19 protein-coding genes and 1 riboswitch are annotated in these 25,090 nt (G+C 63.6%); of the genes, 10 read left to right on the top strand and 9 right to left on the bottom strand.

All coding sequences use genetic code 11. The features are described from left to right. Positions 1 to 116: 116 nt before the first annotated feature. From GGR38_RS13815 to GGR38_RS13785, 7 genes are all read right to left on the bottom strand, one after another. Positions 117 to 392 carry a hypothetical protein gene (locus GGR38_RS13815; protein ID WP_183626486.1) on the bottom strand — a complete coding sequence of 92 codons (276 nt, stop codon included), beginning with the start codon at positions 390 to 392 and terminating at the stop codon, positions 117 to 119. Continuing rightward, entirely contained in the window at positions 389 to 3,301 is a 2,913-nt protein-coding gene (gene uvrA, locus GGR38_RS13810; protein WP_183626484.1) for an excinuclease ABC subunit UvrA, read from the bottom strand. The genes GGR38_RS13815 and uvrA overlap by 4 nt, the downstream gene beginning before the upstream one ends. Positions 3,302 to 3,371: 70 nt before the next feature. Next, positions 3,372 to 4,688 carry a DUF3857 domain-containing protein gene (locus GGR38_RS13805; RefSeq protein ID WP_183626482.1) on the bottom strand — a complete coding sequence of 439 codons (1,317 nt, stop codon included), beginning with the start codon at positions 4,686 to 4,688 and terminating at the stop codon, positions 3,372 to 3,374. A gap of 79 nt (positions 4,689 to 4,767) precedes the next feature. After that, a complete protein-coding gene (locus tag GGR38_RS13800) occupies positions 4,768 to 5,523 on the bottom strand; it encodes an ABC transporter ATP-binding protein (RefSeq protein WP_183626675.1) in 756 nt (251 codons plus the stop codon). Next, the gene (locus GGR38_RS13795) at positions 5,520 to 6,497 is read right to left on the bottom strand and encodes a FecCD family ABC transporter permease (protein WP_183626480.1); all 978 of its coding nucleotides are present in this window, start codon (positions 6,495 to 6,497) and stop codon (positions 5,520 to 5,522) included. Before GGR38_RS13795 ends, GGR38_RS13800 begins: the two co-directional genes overlap by 4 nt. Next, a complete protein-coding gene (locus GGR38_RS13790; RefSeq protein WP_183626478.1) occupies positions 6,497 to 7,333 on the bottom strand; it encodes an ABC transporter substrate-binding protein in 837 nt (278 codons plus the stop codon). Before GGR38_RS13790 ends, GGR38_RS13795 begins: the two co-directional genes overlap by 1 nt. A 3-nt stretch (positions 7,334 to 7,336) precedes the next feature. Continuing rightward, positions 7,337 to 9,184 carry a TonB-dependent receptor plug domain-containing protein gene (locus tag GGR38_RS13785; RefSeq protein WP_183626476.1) on the bottom strand — a complete coding sequence of 616 codons (1,848 nt, stop codon included), beginning with the start codon at positions 9,182 to 9,184 and terminating at the stop codon, positions 7,337 to 7,339. 114 nt (positions 9,185 to 9,298) lie between these two features. Further along, positions 9,299 to 9,511: riboswitch (cobalamin riboswitch) on the bottom strand. Positions 9,512 to 9,724: 213 nt separating this feature from the next. On the opposite strand from GGR38_RS13785, the gene GGR38_RS13780 reads away from it, so the two are divergent. The 8 genes from GGR38_RS13780 (at position 9,725) to lpdA (ending at position 21,576) form a co-directional block, all read left to right on the top strand. Further along, complete coding sequence (locus GGR38_RS13780) at positions 9,725 to 10,993, top strand: cell wall hydrolase (protein WP_246404669.1); 1,269 nt, start codon at positions 9,725 to 9,727, stop codon at positions 10,991 to 10,993. A 203-nt stretch (positions 10,994 to 11,196) separates the two neighbouring features. Further along, the gene (locus GGR38_RS13775; protein WP_183626474.1) at positions 11,197 to 11,532 is read left to right on the top strand and encodes a hypothetical protein; all 336 of its coding nucleotides are present in this window, start codon (positions 11,197 to 11,199) and stop codon (positions 11,530 to 11,532) included. A 140-nt stretch (positions 11,533 to 11,672) separates the two neighbouring features. Continuing rightward, the gene (locus tag GGR38_RS13770) at positions 11,673 to 13,637 is read left to right on the top strand and encodes a putative bifunctional diguanylate cyclase/phosphodiesterase (RefSeq protein ID WP_183626472.1); all 1,965 of its coding nucleotides are present in this window, start codon (positions 11,673 to 11,675) and stop codon (positions 13,635 to 13,637) included. A 305-nt stretch (positions 13,638 to 13,942) separates the two neighbouring features. Further along, a complete protein-coding gene (mdh, locus tag GGR38_RS13765; RefSeq protein WP_183626470.1) occupies positions 13,943 to 14,905 on the top strand; it encodes a malate dehydrogenase in 963 nt (320 codons plus the stop codon). A 76-nt stretch (positions 14,906 to 14,981) separates the two neighbouring features. Continuing rightward, positions 14,982 to 15,872, top strand: a complete 891-nt coding sequence (sucD, locus tag GGR38_RS13760) for a succinate--CoA ligase subunit alpha (protein WP_183626468.1) — start codon at positions 14,982 to 14,984, stop codon at positions 15,870 to 15,872. 173 nt (positions 15,873 to 16,045) lie between these two features. Next, positions 16,046 to 18,898, top strand: coding sequence for a 2-oxoglutarate dehydrogenase E1 component (locus GGR38_RS13755; RefSeq protein WP_183626466.1), 2,853 nt, complete (start codon positions 16,046 to 16,048; stop codon positions 18,896 to 18,898). 39 nt (positions 18,899 to 18,937) lie between these two features. After that, positions 18,938 to 20,155, top strand: coding sequence for a 2-oxoglutarate dehydrogenase complex dihydrolipoyllysine-residue succinyltransferase (gene odhB / locus GGR38_RS13750; RefSeq protein WP_183626464.1), 1,218 nt, complete (start codon positions 18,938 to 18,940; stop codon positions 20,153 to 20,155). A 20-nt stretch (positions 20,156 to 20,175) separates the two neighbouring features. Then, a complete protein-coding gene (gene lpdA / locus GGR38_RS13745; protein ID WP_183626462.1) occupies positions 20,176 to 21,576 on the top strand; it encodes a dihydrolipoyl dehydrogenase in 1,401 nt (466 codons plus the stop codon). Between the two features lie 64 nt (positions 21,577 to 21,640). On the opposite strand, the gene GGR38_RS13740 is transcribed toward lpdA, so the two are convergent. Next, positions 21,641 to 22,690, bottom strand: coding sequence for a LacI family DNA-binding transcriptional regulator (locus GGR38_RS13740; RefSeq protein WP_183626460.1), 1,050 nt, complete (start codon positions 22,688 to 22,690; stop codon positions 21,641 to 21,643). A 90-nt stretch (positions 22,691 to 22,780) separates the two neighbouring features. Continuing rightward, the gene (locus GGR38_RS13735; protein WP_183626458.1) at positions 22,781 to 23,299 is read right to left on the bottom strand and encodes a sterol desaturase family protein; all 519 of its coding nucleotides are present in this window, start codon (positions 23,297 to 23,299) and stop codon (positions 22,781 to 22,783) included. Between the two features lie 122 nt (positions 23,300 to 23,421). On the opposite strand from GGR38_RS13735, the gene leuC reads away from it, so the two are divergent. Beyond that, complete coding sequence (gene leuC / locus GGR38_RS13730) at positions 23,422 to 24,852, top strand: 3-isopropylmalate dehydratase large subunit (RefSeq protein ID WP_183626456.1); 1,431 nt, start codon at positions 23,422 to 23,424, stop codon at positions 24,850 to 24,852. A gap of 37 nt (positions 24,853 to 24,889) precedes the next feature. Continuing rightward, positions 24,890 to 25,075, top strand: coding sequence for a hypothetical protein (locus GGR38_RS13725; RefSeq protein ID WP_172341320.1), 186 nt, complete (start codon positions 24,890 to 24,892; stop codon positions 25,073 to 25,075). Positions 25,076 to 25,090: the final 15 nt, after the last annotated feature.

Raw genomic sequence — 25,090 nt, 5'->3', positions numbered from 1 at the left:
GCCACCTCTCCACGAAAGGCGCCCTGCTATCGCACGACAATGACAACCTTGGGACAAAACCGGGACAGAAGGAGGTGACGGGCCAACATGGCGCAAATGACATGCCCGCCCCGATGCTAGTCCGTCAGATCGCGATAGACCGCCGCCATCCACCAGACCAGAACAGCCACACCCGCAACCACCACCACCGCCTGTTGCCAATCAGCCTCTGACGCCGGCGCCAAAAACTTGGTTGCAACCACAATCCAGACCCATATCGCCGCCCATGGCATCAACCGCCGACGACGCCAGCGCCACCGGGCCGAAGGAAGAGACAACATGCCATCGATCTTTGACCAGAATGCCCAGTCGATCACAACAATCAGCGGCAATATCAGAACCGCCCAGATCACCGCGCCAGCAACGGCTTCAAATACCCCCCCGTAAAGCTGGCCGGATTGGCGGCCACCTGCTCCGGCGTCCCCTCGGCTACGACCATACCGCCGCGCACGCCGCCCTCCGGCCCCATGTCGATGATCCAGTCGGCGGTCTTGATAACATCGAGATTATGCTCGATCACCACCACCGAATTGCCCTGATCGACAAGGCGATGCAGCACTTCGAGCAGCTTGCGCACGTCCTCAAAATGCAGGCCCGTAGTCGGCTCGTCCAGCACATAGAGCGTCTTACCAGTCGAACGCCGCGCCAGTTCCTTGGCCAGTTTCACCCGCTGCGCCTCCCCGCCTGACAGGGTCGTGGCCTGCTGGCCCACCTTGACATAGCCAAGGCCGACCTCGTTCAACATATGCATCCGGTCGCGGATCGGGGGCACATTGGCAAAGAAACTCTCGGCATCCTCAATGGTCATATCCAGCACGTCGGCAATGGAATGGCCCTTGAATTTCACCTCCAAAGTCTCGCGATTATAACGCTTTCCACCGCATTCCTCACAAGTCACATAGACATCGGGAAGGAAGTGCATCTCGATCTTGATGAGGCCATCGCCCTGACACGCCTCGCATCGCCCGCCCTTGACGTTGAAGCTGAACCGCCCCGCCTTATACCCGCGCGCCTGCGCCTCGGGCAGGCCCGCAAACCAGTCGCGGATTTGCCCGAAGGCCCCGGTATAGGTGGCCGGATTGGATCGCGGCGTGCGGCCGATGGGGCTCTGGTCGATCTCGATCACCTTGTCGCAATGCTCAAGACCGACGATCTTGTCATGCGCCCCGGCAATCACACGCGCCCCGTTCAACACGCGGCTGGCCCCGGCCTGTAACGTATCAAGCGTCAACGTCGATTTGCCCGACCCCGACACACCGGTAACGCAACAGAACGTCCCCAACGGAAACCGCGCCGTCACGCCTTTCAGATTATTCGCCCGCGCATTTTCAACGACAATCGACTTGCCATTGCCCGGCCTGCGCTCGCTCGGTACCTCGATCCGCCGCGCGCCGGTCAGATATTGTCCGGTGATGCTGTCGGGATTGGCCAGAATATCCTCCAGCGTCCCCTCGGCCACGATGCTGCCGCCATGCACGCCCGCGCCCGGCCCCAGATCGACGATATAATCGGCGGTGCGGATCGCATCCTCGTCATGCTCGACCACGATCACCGTATTGCCCAGATCGCGCAGGCGCTTGAGCGTCTCCAGCAACCGATCATTGTCGCGCTGATGCAGGCCAATGGACGGTTCATCGAGCACATAAAGCACGCCCGACAGACCGCTGCCGATCTGCGAGGCCAATCTGATCCGCTGGCTTTCCCCGCCTGACAGCGTGCCGCTGGTGCGGTCGAGGTTCAAATAATCCAGGCCGACATTGTTAAGGAAACCAAGCCTTTCGTTGATTTCCTTCAGGATCGCCTTGGCAATCTGGCGTTGCTGATCGGTCAAATGCTCATTCAGCGTCGAAAACCACTCCAGCGCATCCGAAACACTCAACCGCGTCCGGCTGGAAATATCGCTGTCGGCCACTTTGACGCACAGCGCCTCGGGCTTCAAACGCTTGCCCTCGCACACTTCGCAAGGCTGCGAAGTCTGGAACTTGCCCAGTTCCTCCTTCATCCACGCGCTTTCAGTCTGCAGCATCCGACGGTTCAGATTGCCGATCACGCCCTCAAACGGCTTGGTGACCGTATAGGCCTTCTTGCCGTCGATAAAGGTCAGCGGCACCGGCGCCTTGCCCGTGCCATAGAGGACGACAATCTTCACCTCGGTCGGCAGATCGGCCCAAGGCGTTTCCAGACTGAACCCGTAATGCCCGCCGAGCGAAGCCAGCACCTGCATATAATAGGGCGAAGGCGGGTTCGATTTGGCCCATGGCACCACCGCCCCTTCCTTGATGCTCAACGCCTCGTTGGGCACCACAAGCTGCGGATCGAACAGCAATTTCTCGCCCAGACCATCGCAGGCCGGACATGCCCCCTGCGGCGCGTTGAACGAAAACAGACGCGGTTCGACCGCCTCGAGCGTGAAGCCCGACACCGGACAGGCGAATTTTTCAGAGAACACAATGCGGTTGGCCTGAACCCCAGCCCCCTTCAACTGCGCGCCCTTCTTCTTCGACCCCGCCGCAACCTCGTCCTCGCGCCCCGGCACCACGCCATCGGCCAGATCGACAAAGGCCAGCCCCTCGGCCAGCTTCAACGCCTGCTCAAACGAATCCGCCAAACGCGATTCGATGCCCGGTTTCACAGCGATACGATCGACCACCACCTCGATGTCATGCTTGAGCTTTTTATCCAGCGCCGGGACATCCTCAATCGCCATCAACTCGCCATCGACGCGCAGGCGTGTATAGCCCGCCTTCTGCCACTCGGCGATTTCCTTGCGATATTCGCCCTTTCGCCCGCGCACCGCCGGCGCCAGCAAATACGCCCGCGTCCCTTCGGGCAGAGCCATCACCCGGTCCACCATCTGCGAAACCGTCTGCGCCGCAATCGGCAATCCGGTGGCGGGCGAATAAGGCACCCCCACCCGCGCCCAAAGCAGGCGCATATAGTCGTAAATCTCGGTCACCGTGGCCACGGTCGAACGCGGGTTGCGGCTGGTGGTCTTCTGCTCGATGGAGATGGCAGGCGACAGCCCATCAATATGCTCGACATCGGGTTTTTGCATCATTTCAAGGAATTGGCGCGCATAGGCCGACAGGCTCTCGACATAGCGCCGCTGCCCCTCGGCATAGATCGTATCGAACGCCAAAGACGACTTGCCCGACCCAGACAGGCCGGTGATGACGATCAGACTGTCCCTCGGCAGAGAGATGTCGATGCCTTTGAGATTATGCTCGCGCGCGCCGCGCACAGTGATATGGGTCAGACTCATGGTGGCGGTGTTCCAGATTTGTTCGCGGGATGCAAGCCTCAATCCCCGCTAGACAAACCCTGCCCGCCGATCAAGTTCCCCTGAGGGCGCGGGCCTTACCCCTAGCGCTGCTCGTTGGTGCTCGCGCGTTGCGCATGCCGCCCACCGCCTCCAGCCCCGCCCCCATCCGCAGCGGCAAGGCCCAGCCATAACGCGGCACCGGCATCGCGGCCAGATCCAGCGCCCCGTCTTTCGCGCCCATCTCGGCGGTGGGGTCCAGCCAATAGATGCGCCCATTCACCTGCGCCCGCACGATCACATGGTCAAAGCCCGTCACGCTGGGCAGGCGGCGGTCCATCCCCTCCCCCCCCTGCGTCGCCACCAGCGCGGCCTCGGCCCTGATGCCCAACCCGTCGAGCAGGCCCAGCAACAGCGCCGTCTTGCCCTTGCAATCGGCAAAGCCGCGCAGCCACACCTGATCGGCAGGCATGGGTTTGAGATTGCCCTGCCCCAGCCCGACATAAAGATAGCGCACATCGCGCCGCGCAATGGTCAGCGCCATCCCGGCCTGCGCCAGAGGATCGCTGCTGGCCGCGCGAATATCGGCAATTTGCCCGCGCAGGGGCGAATCAGGCCCCACCCGCCGCGCCGCATCAAACAAAGGCGCAAACACCCCCGCCACATCGGCCCACTGCGCAAAATCGGACAGTTCCAGCACGCGGGCCGCCTTGCTCTCGGCCAAAGCATCGGTGACCATCGCCACGCGCCCCGGCCCCCGCTCCAGCGCGGCGGGGAGGTTCTCGGCCGCCACCCCCATAGGCCGCGCCCCATCCCATCGCGCCGCCAGCGCAAGCCGGTCGATCACCCCATGGCTGCCCGCATCGAGCGACACCTCGTGATGCCCGCCCAGCAATGGCTCGGTGCGGTCGATGGTCCAGGCGATCTCGATCACATCGCCCACCGCCATGCCTGCAATCGGCAGACCCAGCGAACGCTGCCCATCCACCCGCAAACCGCCCAGATTGCTGCCTTTATGCGCCAGCACCTCCTGCACGGCGGGCAACAGGTCATTGCTGCGATTGCCCCGCGTAAGGCGGAAGGCATGGATAGTCAGCCGGTCCGTTTCGGGCCGCCATTGCACCGACAGGCGAGCCATGCCCTGAATGCCTTCGGGTTGGTCAATGCGCAGGATGCGGCGCTGATAGAAGCTGGTCGTGCCCCCGTGAAACCACACCTGCTGATCCTGCATCACCATATGCAGCGGGGCAGCTCCGGCCGGCTGTACCGTGGCGGGCATGGCGACCGGGACGACCCACACAGGCGCGACATCGGCGCGCGGCAGTTCATCGGCGCGCAACGGCACGGCCAGCACGGCCATCAAGGCGAGGAAAGGCAGTCCCTTGTTCATGGCGCCAAGACAACCGCAAACCGCGCGCCATGTCCATTCGGTTAACCCGCAATTTGCCCGGCCGTTCCCATTTGGCACATTAGAGACTAAGCGCCCGCGCGCCCTCCGGCCCCAGCCAGCGCCCCGTTACGCCCCAGACCTGCGCGATCACATCCTCGCTTAATGCATCGCCCGGCGCGCCATCGGTCACCACCCGGCCCCGGTCCATCACCACCACGCGATCCGCATGGTTCATCGCCATCCCCAGATCATGCAGCACAAGGCACACACCAACGCCCTGCACCGCCTGTTGACGCAGAGCCGTCAGCAGGCGCAACCCATGCCCCAGATCGAGGCTGGCCAATGGCTCGTCGGCCAGCACCCAGCGCGGACGCCCGGCCAGCACCCGCGCCAGCAAGGCCCGCGCTCGCTCGCCGCCCGACAGGCGCGAGAGCGGGCGGTCGATCAAATGGTCAAGATCCATGGCAGCAATCGCCTGCGTGACCGCCTCGCGGTCCTGCGCGCCATCGGCATGGGCGCGGTGCAGGGGCGCTGCCTGCCAAGGCAAACGGCCCAGTTCGATCAGCGTGCGAACACACACATCCCACGCCGCCTCGCCCCCCTGCGGCAAGTAGCCCAGCAGGCGCGCCCTTTCGCGCGGTTGCATCGCGGGCAGGTCATGCCCATCGAGCGACAAAGCCCCCGCCACCGGCAAGACCCCAGCCATGGCCGACACCAGGCTGGATTTGCCCGCGCCATTGGGGCCGCAGATCGCCGTCACCCGCCCCGGCGAGAGGTCGAGCGAAACATCGTCCAGCCGCCCGGCCAGCGTCAGATTGCGCGCGCAAAGCATCATCGCCACACCCCGTCCCGCATCCGCCATAGCAGCACCAGAAAGAAAGGCGCGCCCAGCAAAGACAGCGCAATCCCCAGCCGCAATTCGCCCCCCGCCAGCGGCAGGATACGGCACATACTGTCCCCCACCAGCAGCAGCAAAGCCCCGCCCAGCGCCGAAGGCACGATCAGCGAAGAAGGCCTCCGATCCGTAAAGGGCCGCAACAGATGCGGCACGACAAGCCCGACAAAGCCGATGACCCCGGCCACAGCCACGCTGCCCCCCACCGCGCATCCCACGCCAAGGATCAGCAAAGCCTGCAACCGGCGCGGATCAACGCCCAGCGAGCGCGCCGCCGCCTCGCCCAGCGTGAGCGCATCGAGCGAGCGGCCCGCGACCAGAAACGCCGACAGCCCGACGGCCATCAGCGGCGCGGCCATCCACACCTCATGCCACGAACGATCCGCCAGCGCCCCCATCAGCCATGTCACGATTTCCCAAAGGGCAAAGGGTGAAGGCGACAGGCTGATGGCAAGGCTCATCAAAGCGCCCGTCAGGCTGGCGATCATCATGCCCGCCAGCGTGAACAGCGCCACGCCCCCCGACGAACGCCCCGCGATCAGCCCCAACAGCGCCATCGCCCCGCCAGCGCCCACCAACGCAAAAACCGGCAGCGCCCACGGCCCCAGCGCAAAGCCATAAGCCCCCAGCAAGATGCTGAGCACCGCGCCGAGCGCTGCGCTGGGCGCAATGCCGAACAGGCCAGGATCGGCCAGAGGATTGCGCAAATAGGCCTGCATCGCCGCCCCTGCCGCCCCCAGCCCGCCGCCCACCAGGACTGCCAGCACGCTGCGCGGAAGGCGCAATTGCATCAGGATCAGGCCCGCGCCTGGCACATCGGAATGGAACGGATCAATCCACACTCGCCCCGCCAGCAAAGAGGCCGCAAAAGCCAGCGCCAGCGCGCCGACCAGACTGGCGTTCAACCGAGTCATCAATGAGCCTCCCGGCGGATTTGCGCCAACCGTTGCGCGGCACGGATGATGGTGGGGCCGCCGCAATATTCCAGCCCTGCGTCGAAATCGAAACGCTGCATCGCGCGCAATTGCGCCAGCACCGGATGACCCAGCACCCGCCGCCCCTCGCGCCCGCCATCGGCATCGCCATGGCCGATCACCAGCAACACGCGCGGCGGATCGACCACCATCCGTTCAAGCGGCAGAAACTGCGACTGGCCCATGCCCCGGATCGCGGCAAAGGGGGTGAAACCGGTGCGGCGCAGCAGGTCGGACACCAAAGTCTCACCCCCGACAACCAGCCCGCCGCCATGCCAGATCAGCGCGGGCAAGGGTTTGGCGCCGGGCGGCGGCGCGGCATCGCGCATGGCCCGGTCGATCCGCGCAATCATCGCTTCGCCCCGGTCTGAGTGGCCCAGCAGGGCGGCCATGCGGCGGATCTGCGCCTCGCTCTCCTCGACCGTGGGCGCCATGGAAAATTCCTCCAGCCGCAGGCCCATGCGCGCATAGGCGGCGCGTGTGGCGGCTGGTGTAAAGCTGCCCGAAACCACCAGCGACGGCTGGGCGGCGATCACCTCCTCCATCGCGCCACGGGTGAAGGGATAGGTCCGCGCCCGGCCCACATCCATCGAGCTTTGCGCCGGATCGCGACTATAGGAGGAGAGCGCCCCGATCTGATCGCGGTCGGCCAGTTCGACCAGCAGCGCATCGGTGCAGGGATTAAGGCTGATGATGCGGGAGGGCTGAACCTTGGGCGCGGCGGGGGAACAGGCCCCCGCCAGCAAGGCGCCAAGCAGGGCCAGCCCCCCACGCATCAATTACAGCTTTGCCCGCAGGCCTAGGGCTGCGGTGCGGCCATAGGAATTGTAATCCTGGACCACCGCATAGCGTTCATTCGTCAGGTTTTCGATGCGGCCAAAGATTTCCGCATGATCGCCCACCGGAATGCTGGCGCGCAGGCCAAACAAGGCATAGCCCGCCAGACGGTTGCTGTTGGCCGCATTGTCAAAGCTGGACGAGACGACGCGAATGTCGCCGCCGATGGCAAGGCCCGCCAGCGGCGTTTTCCAATCCGCCGACCATGTGACCATATGGCGCGGACGACGTGCCAGATCCTTGCCAAGCGCGCTGCTGCCGGCGGTCTGGTTGGTGCTCTTCACGAAAGTATAAAGCGCGCGCAGTTGCAGCGCATCGACCGGGCGCAGGCCGGTTTCAAATTCCAGACCCTCGGCGCGCGTGCGGCCCAGATTGGCATAGGTCGAAGTGGACAGGTCATAGTCGATCTGGTTGTTGGTGTCGCGGTGGAACCATGTGACGGCGCCGTACAGCTTGCCATTGCGGTCGCCCTTTTCAAGGCCGACGTCATAGGACTTGCTGGTTTCAGCCTTCAGCCCCGTGTTGCCCGAATAGGGATCGAACAACTGATAGAGCGAAGGGGCGCGGAAACCCTCGCCATAGGAAGCGCGCAGACGGACATCGTCGATCAGGCTGTACGTGCCGTTCGCGCCAAAAGTGGTGTGGGTGCCAAAGGTGGAATGGCTGTCGACGCGCAGGCCGCCCGACAGGCTCAGCCCAAACGCCCGCCAGCCCAGCAGGCCATAACCACTGGCGATATTGGCATCATTCACCGCGCCGGGCGTGAAATAATACGAGCGCGCATGGTTCCACATCGCCTCGCCGCCCACATCGGCGGAGAAGAAATAAGGCAGATCGACATGGGCCGCGCCATCGATACGCGTGCTGCGGCCCAGATAGGAGCTGTATTCGGTGCTCTGAACCGTGGGATCGATATAGCCCCGGCGCAGCGAGGACTGGCTGATGCCCAGACGCGCCGAATAGGTGTCGGCCGCATATTCCAGACCCACGCGGCCCGAAACCTGCTCGCTCGATTGCTGCTCGCCACGGTTCACATAGCCCAGCACCCAGTCATAGGAATCCACACCCACCTTGCCGTCGGCATATCGGGCCGTGGCCACAAGGTTTAGCCCCTGGGCCAGACGCAGGCGGGCACGGGTGGACAGGCGGGTCTGGTGGAAACCATTGTTGCGCGTGTCGGTGGTGCGGGTGGGGATGCCGTCGGTGCTCAGGTATCCGCCGTTGAGCGTGATGGCATAGGCATCCTTCGACAGGCCCAGCGTGGCGCCCGCGTCAAAGGTGTTGTTGCTGCCGCCTTCGAAATTCAATTCCGCGCCGTTCAACTCGCGGCTGGTGATGGCGATCACGCCGCCGATGGCATTGCTGCCCCACACCACGCTGTTCGATCCGCGCAGCAATTCGATGCTGCCTACGCCGCCGCTGACCAGATTGGCGAAGTCATAGCCGCCCGAGGGGGCCGCCGTGTCTTCAACCTTAACCCCGTCGATCATCACAAGCGTCTGTTCGGAATTGGCGCCGCGCACGAAAAAGCTGGTGGTGGCGCCAAGGCCGCCCGCGCGGGCAAAGGAAACGCCCGGCAGGCGGGTCAGCACGCGGGTCAGGTCCGGCCCCTGGATCGACTGGATCTCAGCCAGATCGACCACGCTGATCGACTGGCCGGTCTCATCGACCGGCTGGCTGTGGCCCGTGGCCAGTACGGTGATCGCGCCAGCATCGTCGGCGGCGATGGCGGGCGCGGACAGGGCCAGCGCCACCAGCGACGAAGCGGCGGCAAAATAACGAATGTTCATAGCTCTTTCCCTCACGAAGGCTATTTGCCGTTCGTGGCGGGAGAGGCCGCCCCACACGCCCCTTGCGCATGGAAACAGACGGCATCGCGCTGCATCCGGTCTTCCCCGCCCGGCGCTGAACGACAACCACCGGCAGGTCTCCTGGCTCTCCGGGGTCATCACGCATCCGCCGCCTTCCCAGACCATAAACGGCCCAGTGGCATGTGGCAGTACGCTCGCCCGGAAACAGTTGCGGGGGCAGCTTTGCATCTGTCCTTGCCGGGGCAAAACAGGCAAATTCCCTTTTCAGCCTCCCTTTTGGAAGGCACCGTTGGCGTGCGTCGCGCCCTAGCCCCACATGGCGCGGGGTGCAAGGGGCAGGACAGGCACGCGGTGCGGCGCAAGGCTTTTTTAAGCATGATCGAGCGGGCCAAATTAAGGCGTTAAGGATTATCCGCCCCATCAGTGCCGCAATGAGACGGCCCCAATTCGGCAGGTGCAGCTGCGGCGATTGTGTGTTTTGCCATGATCGCCCGCTTTGCCAAAGGCCGAGAAGTCAGGATGAACAACCCGCGTGCCGCTCTTGCGTTCGATGCCCAATTTGCCCCCCTGCCCGCGCGCGACCAAGGAACGCCGCAGCAATGCGCGCGCTTGCGCCGGGGCAATGGCATGAGGATCAACGGCCTGCTCACCGCCGATCTGCGCCGCGCCACAATGCAGCGGGTGCTGGCGGTGATCTGCGCGTTGCTGGCGATGCTGGCGGTGCAGGCCTGGCGCGGGCAAGGCACCGGCGCGCTGGCGCTGGCGGCCACCACCGCCCATGACGAGGCCGATCCGGTCGATGGCCAGAGCAGCACGGCCCCGATGCCCTTTGAACAGCCGGGCGACAGTTGGCCGGGTGCGGCCTATTATTATGTCAGCCGCGAAGTCGAACAACCGGCCCCCGCGACCGGTTGGCGCGGGGCGCTGGCCGCGATTGCGCCGGGGCTGCATTGGGATGGCGCCGCCGCGGAGCAGGCTGATGATGATACGCCCCTGCCCGGATCAGGCCCTGCGGCACGGGCGCTGTCGGGTCTGGCCAATGCGGTGGATCGCGAGCGCGCGCTCTCCTGCCTGACCGCTGCGGTCTATTACGAGGCCGCCAGCGAACCCGACGATGGCCAGCGCGCCGTGGCGCAGGTCGTGCTCAACCGCATGGCCCATCCCGCCTATCCCAAAAGCGTGTGCGGCGTGGTGTTTCAGGGTTCTGAACGCGCCACTGGCTGCCAGTTCACCTTTACCTGTGACGGCGCGCTGATGCGCAAGCCCAGCCGTTATTTCTGGAGCCGCGCCGAAACCGTGGCCCGCGCGGCGCTGGCCGGTTATGTCTATGCTCCGGTAGGCCTTGCCACGCATTATCATACATTTGCCGTCCACCCCTATTGGGCCGACAGTCTGAATTTCATCGGCCAGATCGGTGCGCATCGCTTTTACCGCATGCATGGCCCGGCGGGCGACACCGGCGCTTTCCGCTTCGTTCACACGATCAGCGAACCCCTGCCCGTGCGGCATCAGCGCGTGGCCTTTGCAAATCGCGAACTGGTGGATGACCCCATCGCCATTGAACGCGCTTATGCCGCCAAAATAGGCCAGACGATCAGCGCTGCGCCCCATGGCGGTGCGCCGGTTGCCTCCCCCTCGGCCGCCTATGCCAATGCGGCGCCGCAATATACCGCCGAAGCCCTGCGCCATGGCGGCGAAAGCGCCTATCGCGCGGCCATTTTGCCCGGCAGCGACAACGTGCGCCCAGAATATCAAAACAGCGGCCGCTGGATCGGCGATCCTCAGTAAACCCTGTTTTTCCCGCCAAGCCCGCCCCGGCGCACCGTTTTCATAGCGGCGCGGCGGGGTGTTTTAACGTTCCTGTATCCCGGTTGGGGGTAAACTCGGTTAACCCAAGGCAAGCATATGATAACCAAGGCAACATACGAAGGCTTAGCCCGGCTGTGCTAAACCCGTGCCGGATTCAAGACGAGATTGAGGAATTTTCAGGCATGTCGATCCGATTTGCAGCGGCAGGCGCTGGTGAATGCGGCGCGGTGGCGCGCGTGTTGCGCCGCCCCCGACTGCGCGCTCCGGCCAACGACCATGACAATCAGGCAGAGAGCGACACCATGCTCCATGAGGCTCTGCAACACTTCGCCCGCCATGGGCTGGGCGCGGCGGAACGGGCGCGCAACATCGCCCTGCGCGCCTTTTTCGAAGGCAACCGCGAACAATACCGCCACTGGCTGGGCATCTGCCGCAAGCTGGACCGGCAAATGGCCAACCGGCTGGCCACGGCGCACGGCGCGGTGGAGGAATTCGAGCCGCTGATCCTGCCCGAATGAGGCACGATGGCACTCTCGCTAAAATTTGTACAAATGCGACAAAGGTCGCAGCGCGAAGCTCTGCGTTAACCAATCTGTGACGAGTTCTCCCTAGGCTGACCTTGTCCAACGGGAGTTGTCCGATCCGTCCTTTATTCGACATGTTGCGGGTTTTGTTCAAAACCCATGCTGCTGATGACCGGGCAAGAGCCATTCTGGTCACCACGCTTTATACGCAACCGTCGTCTCTGGCGATTGGCGCGCTGTGCGGGATTCTGACCAGCGCGACCGCTGCGATTGAATCGGGCCATCGCGAAATCACCGTCGCCGCATGGGTGATGTCGGCCATCGCGCTGATGCGCGTGGCCAGCGCGACGATCCTGCCCCGATGGATGGGCAACAAGCCGCGCGCGCTTGAAATCATTTATGAATTGGGCGCGTTCTCCTATTCGATCATGGCCGGGCTGATTGCGGCTCTGACGTTTTTCCATTCTGTACCGGGGCCCGTGCGCACGCTGATGGTGGGCAATGCGATTGCCTATTCGGTGGGGATTGCCGCGCGCAATGCCGGGCGGCCTGCGATTGCCATCGGGCAATTGTCGCTGGCGCTGCTGCCTGTGATCGTGGCGGCCGGGATGCAGGAGGATCTGGCGAGCCGGTTGCTGGCCTTTACGCTGTTCCTTGTGCTGCCCGCGATGATGTCGATCACGCTTAACGTGTTCCGCACCTTGCGCGATTCGATTTCCAGCGCGGAAACCAGCCAGCGCCTTGCCGAAAAAATGCAGCATCTGGCGCGCACCGATATTGTTACCGGATTGCTCAACCGTGCGGGGCTCAATCATCATCTGGTCGAACGCCTTGTGGCGATCCCGGAAGGCAACAAGCTGGCGATCCTGTGGCTCGATCTGGACCGGTTCAAGGAAATCAACGACACGCTGGGCCATCAGGTGGGCGACCGCTGCCTGGTCGAGGTGGCAGCCCGGCTGCGCCGCAGCGCGCCGGTGGGCGCAGGCATCGGGCGCTTTGGCGGCGATGAATTCATTATCGCTTTTGAAGCCGGGCCCGAAACCGATATCCAGTCGATTGCCGATGCGATCCTGACCGACATCCTGCGCCCGCTGCGCATTGATGATGACCGGCTGGAAATCGGCTGCTCGATCGGCATCGCGGTCCTGCCCGAACATGGCACCGATCTGGAGGCCGTGCTGCAGGGGGCCGACCTGGCGCTCAACCACGCCAAGCTGAATGGCCGCAAACAGATCGTCAGCTTCAACCCCTCGATGACGCGCGACCTGATCCGCCGCAAGGAGATCGAGGCCGAGCTGCGCCTTGCCCTGCAACGCGACGAGCTATCGGTTCATTTCCAGCCGCTGGTCGATCTGGAAACCGGGCGCATCCGGGCGTTCGAGGCGCTGGTGCGCTGGTTCCACCCGGAAAAGGGCGAATTGCGCCCCGACGAATTCATCCCCGTGGCCGAGGAAAGCGGGGCCATCATCACGCTGGGCAACTGGATCACCGCCAAGGCGGCCCGCGTTGCGGCCGAATGGCCCGATGATGTGACGCTGGCGGTTAACCTCTCGCCGCTCCAGATCCGGGCGCCGGGCGCGGCACTGGGCATCCTCAATGCTCTGCGCGAGGCGAAATTGCCGCCCAGCCGTCTTGAGCTGGAAATCACCGAAACCACGCTGCTTGACCACAGCCCCAATACCTCGGCCTTCATCAACGAGCTGGCCGGGGCCGGCGTGCGTTTTGCGCTGGACGATTTCGGCACAGGCTATTCGTCCCTCGGTTATCTTGATCGCTACCCCTTCAAGAAGATCAAGATCGACCGCAGTTTCATCTCCGGACTGAGCGCCGGGACCACCAGCCATGCGATCATTTGCGCTGTGGCGGCGATGGGCAAGACGCTGGGGATGGAAATCGTGGCCGAGGGGCTGGAAACGCTGGAACAGGTGCAGGCGGTGCGCGACACCGGCTGCACGCTGGGTCAGGGCTGGTATTTCAGCCGCGCCGTGCCCGACTATCTGGCGGCGATGCTGTTGGCGCAGGAGCGCCGCCGGATCGGGACGGACGCCCCGCCCGCGACTCCGGAACAAGACTCTCCCCCCCTTCGCAAGCTCGCCTGAACGCTTCGTTCATCCCGGATGGTTACGTATGCCAAACCGGATATAGCATAGCTTTGTCAATTTTATTGCCATATCGGTTATCGGGCAAAGCCTTTCCGCTATTGCGAATTAGTCGCGCAAACTCTTTCGTCTTATATGCTTTTCCCGCCTTGCAAAGCAGCAAAGACAGGAATAGGGCCACCCCCAATTCGGTTAAGGGCCACCTGCGCGCTTGCGGGACTGCGTATGATGGTCAGTGAAACACCCGCTATCCTGCGGCCACTCCCGGCCAAGGGGAAGCCCCGCAAGTAGGGAAGGATTGGTTCATGGCTCGCAAGAAGATTGCCCTGATCGGCGCCGGCAACATTGGCGGCACGCTCGCTCATCTGGCTGCGCAAAAGGAACTGGGCGACATCGTCCTGTTCGACGTTGTCGATGGCGTGCCTCAGGGCAAGGCTCTTGACCTGTCGCAGTGCGGCCCGGTCGAAGGCTTTGACGCCAAGATCACTGGTACGAATGATTATGCCGACTTGGCCGGCGCCGATGTGGTGATCGTCACCGCCGGCGTGCCGCGCAAGCCCGGCATGAGCCGCGACGACCTGCTCGGCATCAACCTGAAGGTGATGAAGGCTGTCGGCGAAGGCATCAAGAACAACTGCCCCGACGCTTTCGTGATCTGCATCACCAACCCGCTCGACGCGATGGTCTGGGCTCTGCGCGAATTCTCGGGCCTGCCCGCGAACAAGGTCGTCGGCATGGCCGGCGTGCTTGACTCGGCTCGCTTCACCACGTTCCTGGCCTGGGAATTTGGCGTGTCGGTCCGCGACGTAAACACCTTCGTTCTGGGCGGCCACGGCGACACCATGGTGCCGGTGGTTCAGTATTCGACCGTCAACGGCATCCCCGTGCCCGACCTCATCAAGATGGGTCTGACCACGCAGGAAAAGATCGACGCCATCGTGGCCCGCACCCGTTCGGGCGGCGGCGAAATCGTCGGCCTGCTCAAGACCGGTTCGGCTTTCTATGCGCCCGCCGCCTCGGCGATCGCCATGGCCGAAGCCTATCTCAATGACCAAAAGCGCATCCTGCCTTCGGCCGCCTATGTGAACGGCGAATATGGCGTGAACGACCTGTATGTGGGCGTTCCTGTCATGATCGGCGCCGGCGGCGTGGAAAAGGTCATCGAGATCGAGCTGGACGAAGAAGCCCGCAACAACCTGAACGTCTCGGTCGAGGCGGTGAAGGAACTGCTGGTGGCTTGCAAGGGCATTGATCCTTCGCTGGCCTGATCCAAAAGAATACGGCCCCGGTTGCAAGCCGGGGCCTAAAAAATAAGACGACCTCCTCCCCATCTCGGAGAATCCAATGTCGATCCTGATTGACAAGAATACCAAGGTCATCACCCAGGGGATGACCGGCAAGACCGGCACTTTCCACACCCAGCAGGCTCTGGCCTATGGCACGCAGATGGTTGGCGGCGTCACCCCCGGCAAGGGCGGCACGATCCATGCCGACACCAACCTGCCGATCTGGAACACGGTTGCCGAAGCCAAGGCCGTTTCGGGCGCGACCGCTTCGGTCATCTATGTTCCGCCGCCATTCGCTGCTGACTCGATCCTCGAAGCCATCGACGCGGAAATCGAGCTGATCGTGGCGATCACCGAAGGTATCCCCGTGGCCGACATGGTCCGCGTGAAGCGCGCCCTGTCGGGTTCGAAGTCGCGCCTGATCGGTCCGAACTGCCCCGGCGTGCTGACGCCGAACCAGTGCAAGATCGGCATCATGCCCGGTTCGATCTTCAAGGAAGGCTCCGTGGGCGTGGTTTCGCGCTCGGGCACACTGACCTATGAAGCGGTGTTCCAGACCACCAACATCGGCCTGGGTCAGACCACCGCTGTCGGCATCGGCGGCGACCCGGTCAACGGCACCAACTTCATCGACGTCCTCGAACTGTTCCTGGCCGACGAAGCCACCAAGTCGATCATCATGATCGGCGAAATCGGCGGCGACGCGGAAGAACAGGCTGCGCAGTTCCTGATCGACGAAGCCAAGAAGGGCCGCAAGAAGCCGATGGCCGGCTTCATCGCGGGCCGCACGGCGCCTCCGGGCCGCCGCATGGGCCACGCCGGCGCGATCGTGTCGGGCGGCAAGGGCGATGCGGAAAGCAAGATCGCCGCGATGGAAGCTGCCGGCATCAAGGTGTCGGCCAGCCCCAGCCTGCTCGGCGAAACGCTCGCCGAAGTGCTTAAGGGCTGAATTTAAGTTCAATACCGGGCGGGATTGGCCATCTGTGGTTAACCCCGCCCGGTGTTAGAAGAATGCCATGTGCCGGCCATTCCTCCCCGGGGCCAGAGGCTCTTTCGGAACCAGCCGCCACAATAAACCCCCACCAGCGCGCAAAATGCGCCGGTGCGAAAATAGGTGAAGCCATGGGTAGCGAAAGCCAAGATTTTCTTTCCGACCCAGCACAGGACGGGCCGCAGCCCGGACCTAGCTGGCAGCGACGCAACTGGCCGCAGGTAGGCGGCGCAGCGGAGGACGAGCTGACCCGCGCGCTCGACCCCACCACGCTGAGGGAAGGGATCAAGGCGGCGGCGAAAAAGGCGGGCACGCCCGTCAGCGACGCTTCGGTCGAAGAAGCGGCCAATGACACGCTGCGCGCGATCATGCTGATCCGCACCTATCGCGTGCGCGGCCATCTGGCGGCGGATCTCGATCCGCTGGGCCTGCACCATTCCGATCTGCCCGCCGATATGACGCCGGAATATTACGGTTTCACCGGCGCCGCGCTGGATCGCAAGATCTATCTGGGCGGCACGATGGGCCTGCAATGGGCAACCATCCGCGAACTCGTCGCCATCCTGCGCGCAAACTATTGCGGCAAGGTGGGCCTGGAATACATGCACATCACCGATGTGGAAGAACGCCGCTTCCTGCAGGACCGCATGGAAGGCGCCGACAAGCACATCGAATTTTCCGCCGAGGGCAAGAAGGCCATTCTGGGCGCCGTGGTTCGCGGCGAGCAATGGGAAAAGTTCTGCGGCAAGAAGTATGTCGGCACCAAGCGCTTCGGCCTTGATGGCGGCGAGTCGATGATCCCTGCCCTCGAAGCCGTCATCAAGTATGGTGGCCAGCTGGGCGTGAAGGAAATCGTTTATGGCATGGCCCACCGTGGCCGCCTGAACGTGTTGGCCAACGTGATGGCCAAGCCTTACAAGGTGATCTTCCACGAATTTTCGGGCGGCACCGCCAATCCCGAAGACGTGGGCGGCTCGGGCGACGTCAAGTATCACCTTGGCACCAGCACCGACCGCGATTTCGACGGGATCAAGGTTCACATGAGCCTGATGCCGAACCCTTCGCACCTTGAAACGGTGGACCCCATCGTTCTGGGCAAGGTTCGCGCCTATCAGCAGATCCGCGACGACATCGGCACCGACATCGGGCCGGGCGCCAAGCACAAGCAGGTGCTGCCGGTTCTGATCCATGGTGACGCGGCCTTTGCGGGTCAGGGCATCGTGTGGGAATGCTTCGGCCTGTCGGGCGTGAAGGGTTACAACACCGGCGGTTGCATCCACTTCATCATCAACAACCAGATCGGCTTCACCACCAGCCCGCAGTTCTCGCGCGGCTCGCCGTATCCTTCGGACGTTGCCAAGGGCATTCAGTGCCCCGTGCTGCACGTCAATGGCGATGATCCGGAAGCGGTGACCTTCGCGTGCAAGCTGGCGATCGACTATCGCCAGACCTTTGGCCGCGACATCGTGATCGACATGTGGTGCTATCGCCGCTTCGGCCACAATGAAGGCGACGAGCCTGGTTTCACCCAGCCGCTGATGTATCAGAAGATCCGCGCGCATAAGCCCGTGTCGGAGCTCTATGCCGAACGCCTCCAGCGCGAAGGCGTGGTGCCCGCCGGCTTCCTTGGCGAACAGGTTGCCGCCTTCAATGCCCATCTGGAAGAACACTTCGACGCCGCCAAGACCTATAAGGCCAATCAGGCCGACTGGTTTGGTGGTCGCTGGAGCGGTTTCAACCAGCCGATGGACCCCGAAAGCGCCCGCCGCAACGTGCCCACCGGCATCGAGCAGAAGCTGTTCGACAGCCTTGGCCGCACGCTGACCTCGGTTCCGGGCGATCTGACGATCCACAAGACGCTGGGCCGCGTGCTGGATGCCAAGCGCGAGATGTTCAACAGCGGCGAAGGCTTCGACTGGGCCACGGCCGAGGCGCTTGCCTTTGGCTCGCTGCTCTCGGAAGGCTATTCGGTCCGCCTGTCGGGTCAGGATTGCGGGCGCGGCACGTTCAGCCACCGCCACGCCGTCTGGGTCGATCAGACCAACGAAAACAAGTATGTTCCGCTGACCACGGTGCCGCATGGCTTCTTCGAAGTCTATGACAGCCCGCTCTCGGAATATGGCGTGCTGGGCTATGAATATGGCTATGCCAGCGCCGACCCCAAGACGCTTGTCCTGTGGGAAGGCCAGTTCGGCGACTTCGCCAATGGCGCCCAGATCGTGATCGACCAGTACATCGCTTCTTCGGAATCGAAGTGGCTGCGCGCCAACGGCCTCGTGCTGCTGCTGCCCCATGGCTATGAAGGTCAGGGTCCGGAGCACTCGTCGGCCCGTCTGGAACGTTATCTCCAGCTCTGCGCCGAAGATAACATGCAGGTGTGCAACATCACCAGCCCGGCCAACTACTTCCACGTTCTGCGTCGTCAGATGCACCGCAGCTTCCGCAAGCCGCTCATCATCATGAGCCCGAAGAGCCTGCTGCGTCATCCTCTGGCGAAATCGAGCGCCGAGGAATTCGTGGGCGAAGGCCACTTCATGCGCATTCTCTCGGACGTCAACGGCGCCGCCGACAAGGATACGCGCCGCGTGATCCTGTGCTCGGGCAAGGTTGCCTATGACCTGTTCGAAGCGCGCGATGCTGCCGAACTGGCCGATACGCAGATCATCCGTATCGAGCAGATCTACCCCTTCCCCGGCGAACCGCTTGCGGCGCGTCTGGCCAAGATGCCCAATCTGGAAGAGGTCGTGTGGTGTCAGGAAGAACCCAAGAACAACGGTTCCTGGTTCTTTGTCGAGCCGCTGATCGAGGAAACGCTGACCAACGCCAAGGCGAAGGTTTCGCGCGCTCGTTATGCGGGTCGTCACGCTTCGGCCTCGCCCGCCACGGGCAGCGCCAAGCGTCACACGCTTGAACAGAACGCCTTGGTGGCCGACGCGCTGGGTCTTTCGGCCCGCAGCGAAATCCGCCGTAAGAAGAAGAGCTGAGCCGCAGCCTCCTCCCAATTTCTTTAGGATAAGCAAGTCATGTCCACGGAAGTCAAAGTCCCCACTCTGGGTGAATCGGTGAGCGAGGCCACGATCGGCCAGTGGCTCAAGCAGCCGGGCGAAGCGGTCGCTCTGGACGAACCCATTGCCAGCCTCGAAACCGACAAGGTTGCGATCGAAGTCAACTCGCCGGTCGCCGGTGTGCTCAGCCAGCAGCTCGCCGCTGTTGGCGACACGGTGACGGTCAGCGCGATCATCGCGGTGATCGAAGAAGGCGCAGCGGGCGCTGCTGCCCCCAAGGCGGCGGCTCCGGTTGCGGCGGCTGCTGCCCCCGCTCCGGTGGCTGCGGCTCCGGCGGCGGCTGAGAGCAACGATCCGGCTGTGCTCAGCCCGGCGGTTCGCCGCGCGGTGCTGGAATATGGCATCGATCCGGCCACCATCAAGGGCACCGGCAAGGACGGCCGCATCACCAAGGAAGACGTGGTGGCAGCCGCCCAGACCAAGGCCGCCAGCGGCGCGCCGACGGTTCCGGCCGCTGTTGCAGCGCCTGCCAACGAGCGTCGCGAAGAGCGCGTCAAGATGACCCGCCTGCGTCAGACGATCGCCAAGCGTCTGAAGAGCGCGCAGGAAAATGCCGCTCTGCTCACCACCTTCAACGACGTTGACATGTCGGCGGTGATGGAAGCGCGCAACCGCTTCAAGGACTCGTTCGAAAAGAAGCATGGCGTGAAGCTGGGCTTCATGTCCTTCTTCGCCAAGGCTTCGGTGCTGGCTCTTAAGGACATCCCGGCCGTCAACGCCCAGATTCAGGGCGATGAAATCGTCTATCACGACTATGTCGATATTTCGGTCGCCGTTTCGGCCCCGAACGGTCTGGTCGTGCCGGTGGTGCGCGATGTCGACAAGATGTCCTTCGCGGGCATCGAAAAGGCGATTGCCGACTATGGCAAGAAGGCCAAGGAAGGCTCGCTGACCATGGCCGACATGACGGGCGGCACGTTCACCATCTCGAATGGCGGCGTGTTCGGCGGTCTGATGTCGACCCCGATCATCAACCCTCCCCAGTCGGCCGTGCTCGGCCTGCACCGTATCGAGGACCGCCCGGTGGTTCGGGGCGGTCAGATCGTGATCCGCCCGATGATGTATATCGCGCTGTCCTATGACCACCGCATCATTGACGGTCGCGAAGCCGTGACGGCCTTGAAGACCATCAAGGAAGCGATCGAAGATCCCACGCGTCTGTTGATCGACCTTTGATCGGATAGGGGACGAATATCATGGCTGAATATAATTACGACGTCCTCGTCATCGGTGCGGGTCCCGGCGGTTATGTCGCCGCGATCCGTGCGGCGCAGCTTGGCCTGAAGGTCGCCTGCGCCGAAGGGCGCGCAACGCTGGGCGGCACCTGCCTCAACGTGGGCTGCATTCCCTCCAAGGCTCTGCTGCATGGCTCTGAGCTGTTCGAGGAAGCGGCCCATGGCACGCTGGCCAAGTTTGGCGTGAAGACCGGTCCGGTCGAGCTGGACCTGTCGGTGCTGCAGGGCGAAAAGTCGACGGCGGTCAAGGAATTGACCGGCGGCATCGAGTTCCTCTTCAAGAAGAACAAGGTCGACTGGAAGAAGGGCTACGCCAAGTTCAAGGACGCCCACACGGTTGAAGTGGCTGGCGAAACCGTCACGGCCAAGCATATCGTGATCGCCACCGGCTCGTCCGTCACCCCCCTGCCCACCGTGGCGGTGGACAATGACGCCGGGATCATCGTGGACTCGACCGGCGCTCTGGCGCTGGACCGCGTGCCCAACCACCTCGTCGTCATCGGCGGCGGCGTGATCGGTCTGGAGCTTGGCTCGGTTTGGCGCCGTCTGGGCGCCAAGGTCACCGTGGTCGAATTTCTTGACCAGCTGCTGCCCGGCATGGACGGCGAAGTGCGCAAGGAAGCGGCCAAGATCTTCAAGAAGCAGGGCATGGAGCTCAAGCTTTCGACGAAGGTCACGGGTGCTGTGGTCGAAGGCAAGACCGCCAAGCTGACGGTTGAACCGGCCGCCGGCGGCGAAGCCACCACCATCGAAGCCGATTGCGTGCTGGTGGCCATCGGTCGCCGCCCCAATGTTGACGGTCTGGGTCTGGAAAACATCGGCCTTGCCCTCAACGGGCGCGGTCAGATCGAAACCGACCATGATTTCCGCACCGCCGTCGATGGCGTGTGGGCGATCGGCGACGTGATCCCCGGCCCGATGCTGGCGCATAAGGCTGAGGACGAAGGCATTGCGGTGGCGGAAAACATCGCGGGCCTGACCGGCATCGTCAACCATGACGTGATCCCGGGTGTGGTTTACACCACGCCGGAATTCGCGGGCGTGGGCCTGACCGAGGAAGCCGCCAAGGAACGCGGGCCCATCAAGGTCGGCAAGTTCCCCATGCTGGCCAACAGCCGCGCCAAGACCAACCGCGAGCCGGACGGCTTCGTCAAGGTCATTGCCGATGCCAACACCGACCGCGTTCTGGGCGTGTGGTGCATTGCCAGCGTGGCGGGCACCATGATCGCGCAGGCGGCGCAGGCCATGGAATTTGGCGCCAAGAGCGAAGACATCGCCTATACCTGCCACGCTCACCCGACCCATTCGGAAGCGATCAAGGAAGCCGCGATGGCTGTGCTGGGCAAGCCGATCCATATGTGATCGGCCTGCCAAGGGCAAAAAAGGGGCGGGAAGGCATTGCGCTTTCCCGCCCCTTTTTGTTGGTTCAGGCAGGTGTCGCCACTCGCCCCAAGGCGCTGCCCCGCACGACAAGGCGGACCGGCACGCGGCCCTGCGGCCCGTCCTCGCCATCGACCAGCGCCTGAAGTCGATTCACCAGAGCTTTACCAGCCACGGCGAAATCAGGCTCGATGGTGGTCAGCGGCGGCACGCTGAACTGGCCCGCCTTCACCCCGTCAAAGCCCACCACACCGACATCGCCCGGCACATTGAGCCCGCGCTCTTCGAGCAAGGCCATCGCGCCCAGCGCAATATCGTCGCAGGCGGTGAACAGCCCGTCAAAAGGCTCGCCCGCCTCCAGCAAGGCCGCAGCCGCCCGCCGCCCCTGCTCATGGCGTGACAGCCCCGGCTCCAGCGTCATGATGCGCGGGGCAAGCCCTGCGGCCTGCAAGGTTTCGGCATAGGCGTCATAGCGCTCGGCAAACTGGCGCTGCGGGCAATCGGCCTCGCCCACATAGACGATGCGGCGATAGCCATGGTCGAGCAGATGTTCGACCGCCGCCCTCGCCCCGCCGTGATTGTCGGCGCGCACCCATGGCAATTCATGCGCTGGCGCAGGCGCGCCCCAGCACACGACATGGCAGCCATCATCGGCCGAGGCCTGAAAATAGTCCCACGCCGCGCGGTTTTCGCTGGTGCCGAAAACGATCATGCCGATGGCGCGACGGCTGCGTTCGAAATGGTCGTCCAGCCGGTCGGGCGCGCCCTGAAACGAAACGATGGTTTCCATGCCCCGCGCCGAGGCCGCCGCGCAAATCCCGCCCAGCAGCGCATAGTGGAACGGGTTAAAGGCCCGCACATCTTCATCTTCGGGACAGATCACCACCACGGCAATCGTGTTCAACCGCCCGCTGCGCATGCGCGAGGCGGAGGAATCGATGTGATAATTGAGCCGCCGTGCCGCCTCGACAATCCTCTCCCGCGTGGCCGCCGCGACGATGGGGTCGCCGCTCAACGCGCGCGAGACGGTGGACTGGCTGACGCCTGCTGCTTCTGCCACATCATAGGACGTGGCGCGAAAGCGCTGTTTGACCATGGCCTCTCCCTTCACGACCTCTTTGCAAATCTGGGCCTCTTTTGCAAAGCTGAGCCCAAAGCGCAAATGCCATGAGCCGTAAATACGGTTTCAGACCTCCTCAGCCTCGCGCAGCACGGCGATTCCAGCCTTGCGCTGCTCGGCCAGCTCTCTTTTCAAAGCTGCAGGGTCGCGCGCGATGACAAAGCCGAAGGAGACGCCCCCCTCCTTGCCCACCGTGGCATGATGCAGCCGGTGCGCCTGAACCAGCCGTTTGGCATAGCCGCCGCGCGGGACGTAATGGAAATAGCGCTGATGAACGAGCCCGTCATGGATCAGCGAATAGACGACGCCGTAGCACAGGATGCCGGTGCCGATCCACGTTCCGGCCTCCCACGCATGCGCGCCCATGATCAGCGGGCTGCCGATGGCGAAGGCCGAAATGCTCATCGCCGCGCCGAACAGGGCATAGAGGTCGTTCTTTTCGAACATCCGGTCATGACGCTCGTGATGGTCGCGGTGCCAGCCCCAGCCCCAGCCGTGCATAATATATTTATGCGCGCTCCACGCGATGCCTTCCATGGCGAAAAAGCTGATGATGACGATGGTGATGGCGGCAAAAGGACTCATGAGAACCCCTATAATGCGCAACGCACGATTTCGCCACTGGCCCGAATGTCCATGTGTAATGTCCATGGTGCGACCATTCGCCTCTTGTTTTTGCCGCCCCCCATGCCTAGGTCGGATTTATTATGACCGGACCCAAGACGCTCTACGAAAAGATCTGGGATGCCCACACTGTGGAATCCCGCGATGATGGCACCAGCCTGATCTGGATTGACCGACACCTTGTGCATGAGGTGACCAGTCCGCAGGCTTTTGAGGCGCTGCGCGCTGCGGGGCGCAAGGTGCGCCGCCCGGATCTTACGCTGGCTGTGCCCGATCACAATCTGCCCACCACCGCGCGCCGCGATGCGGCCGGACATCGTATTGCCATCAAGGACCCCCAGAGCGCGCAGCAATTGGCCGCGCTGGAAATCAACGCGCCCGAATTCGGCATTCGCCTGATCGGCGATGCGGATCGTGAACAGGGCATCGTCCATGTCGTCGGCCCGGAACAGGGCTTCTCGCTGCCCGGCGCGACGATTGTCTGCGGCGACTCGCACACGGCCTGCCACGGCGGTCTGGGCGCGCTGGCCTTTGGCATCGGCACGTCCGAGGTCGAGCATGTGCTGGCCACGCAGACCTTGCAACTCAAGCGTTCCAAGACGATGGAAGTGCGCGTTGAGGGCGAGCTGGGCGCGGGCGTGACCGCCAAGGATCTGGTGCTGCACATCTGCGGTACGCTGGGCGCCAGCGGCGGCACCGGCTATGTCATTGAATATACCGGTTCGGCCATCCGCAATCTGTCGGTCGAGGGCCGCCTGACCGTTTCGAACATGGCGATTGAGCATGGCGCGCGCGCGGGCCTGATCGCGCCCGATGAAAAGACCTTCGCCTATGTGCAGGGCCGTCCCTATGCGCCCAAGGGCGCCGATTGGGACAAGGCCGTGGCATGGTGGAAGAGCCTGACAACCGATGCGGGCGCGGTCTATGACAAGGTCGTGGTGATCGACGCTGCCGACATCGCTCCCACCGTGACCTGGGGCACCAGCCCCGAGGACACCGTGGCGATTGGCGGCGTTGTGCCCGCACCCGAAAGCTTTGCCGATCCCAGCAAGCAGGAAGCCGCGCGCAAGAGCCTGGCCTATATGGGCCTGACGCCGGGTCAGAAGATGACCGATGTCGAAGTGCAGAACGTGTTCATCGGCAGCTGCACCAACAGCCGCATCGAGGACATGCGCGCCGCCGCCGCCATTGTGAAGGGCCGCCGCAAGGCCGACAATGTGCGCTGGGCGATTGTCGTTCCCGGTTCCGGTCTGGTCAAGGAACAGGCCGAGGCTGAGGGGCTGGACAAGATCTTTATCGAGGCGGGCCTTGAATGGCGCGAGCCGGGCTGTTCGGCCTGTCTGGCGATGAACCCGGACAAGGTGCCCTCGGGCGAGCGTTGCGCCAGCACGTCGAACCGCAATTTCGTGGGCCGTCAGGGTCCGGGCGCGCGCACGCATCTGGTCTCGCCCGCGATGGCGGCCGCGGCGGCGGTGACGGGTCATCTGACCGATGCCCGTGAATTTTTGGCCTGAACTGGCCTAAACTGCCTCGAACTTGGAGGGTGAAGGGATGAGCGAAGAGAGCGGAAAGAAGGTTTCGGGCGAGCGTTCGAGCTGGGCCGGTGTTGCGACCATCGCGGGCGCGGCAGCGATTGGCTCGGCCGCGCTGACGGCGGCGCTGATTTTTGGCAGCCGCCGCAAGCCTAAGCCGACCGATGCTCCCGCTCATCCTGAAGATGCGCCCGAAACTGACTGATCCGAAAGATATTTT

It is taken from the genome of Novosphingobium sediminicola, assembly GCF_014196525.1.
Taxonomy (GTDB): domain Bacteria; phylum Pseudomonadota; class Alphaproteobacteria; order Sphingomonadales; family Sphingomonadaceae; genus Novosphingobium; species Novosphingobium sediminicola.
The sequence above is the reverse complement of the archived record's forward strand: the minus strand, read 5'-3'. Positions and strand labels throughout refer to the sequence as shown.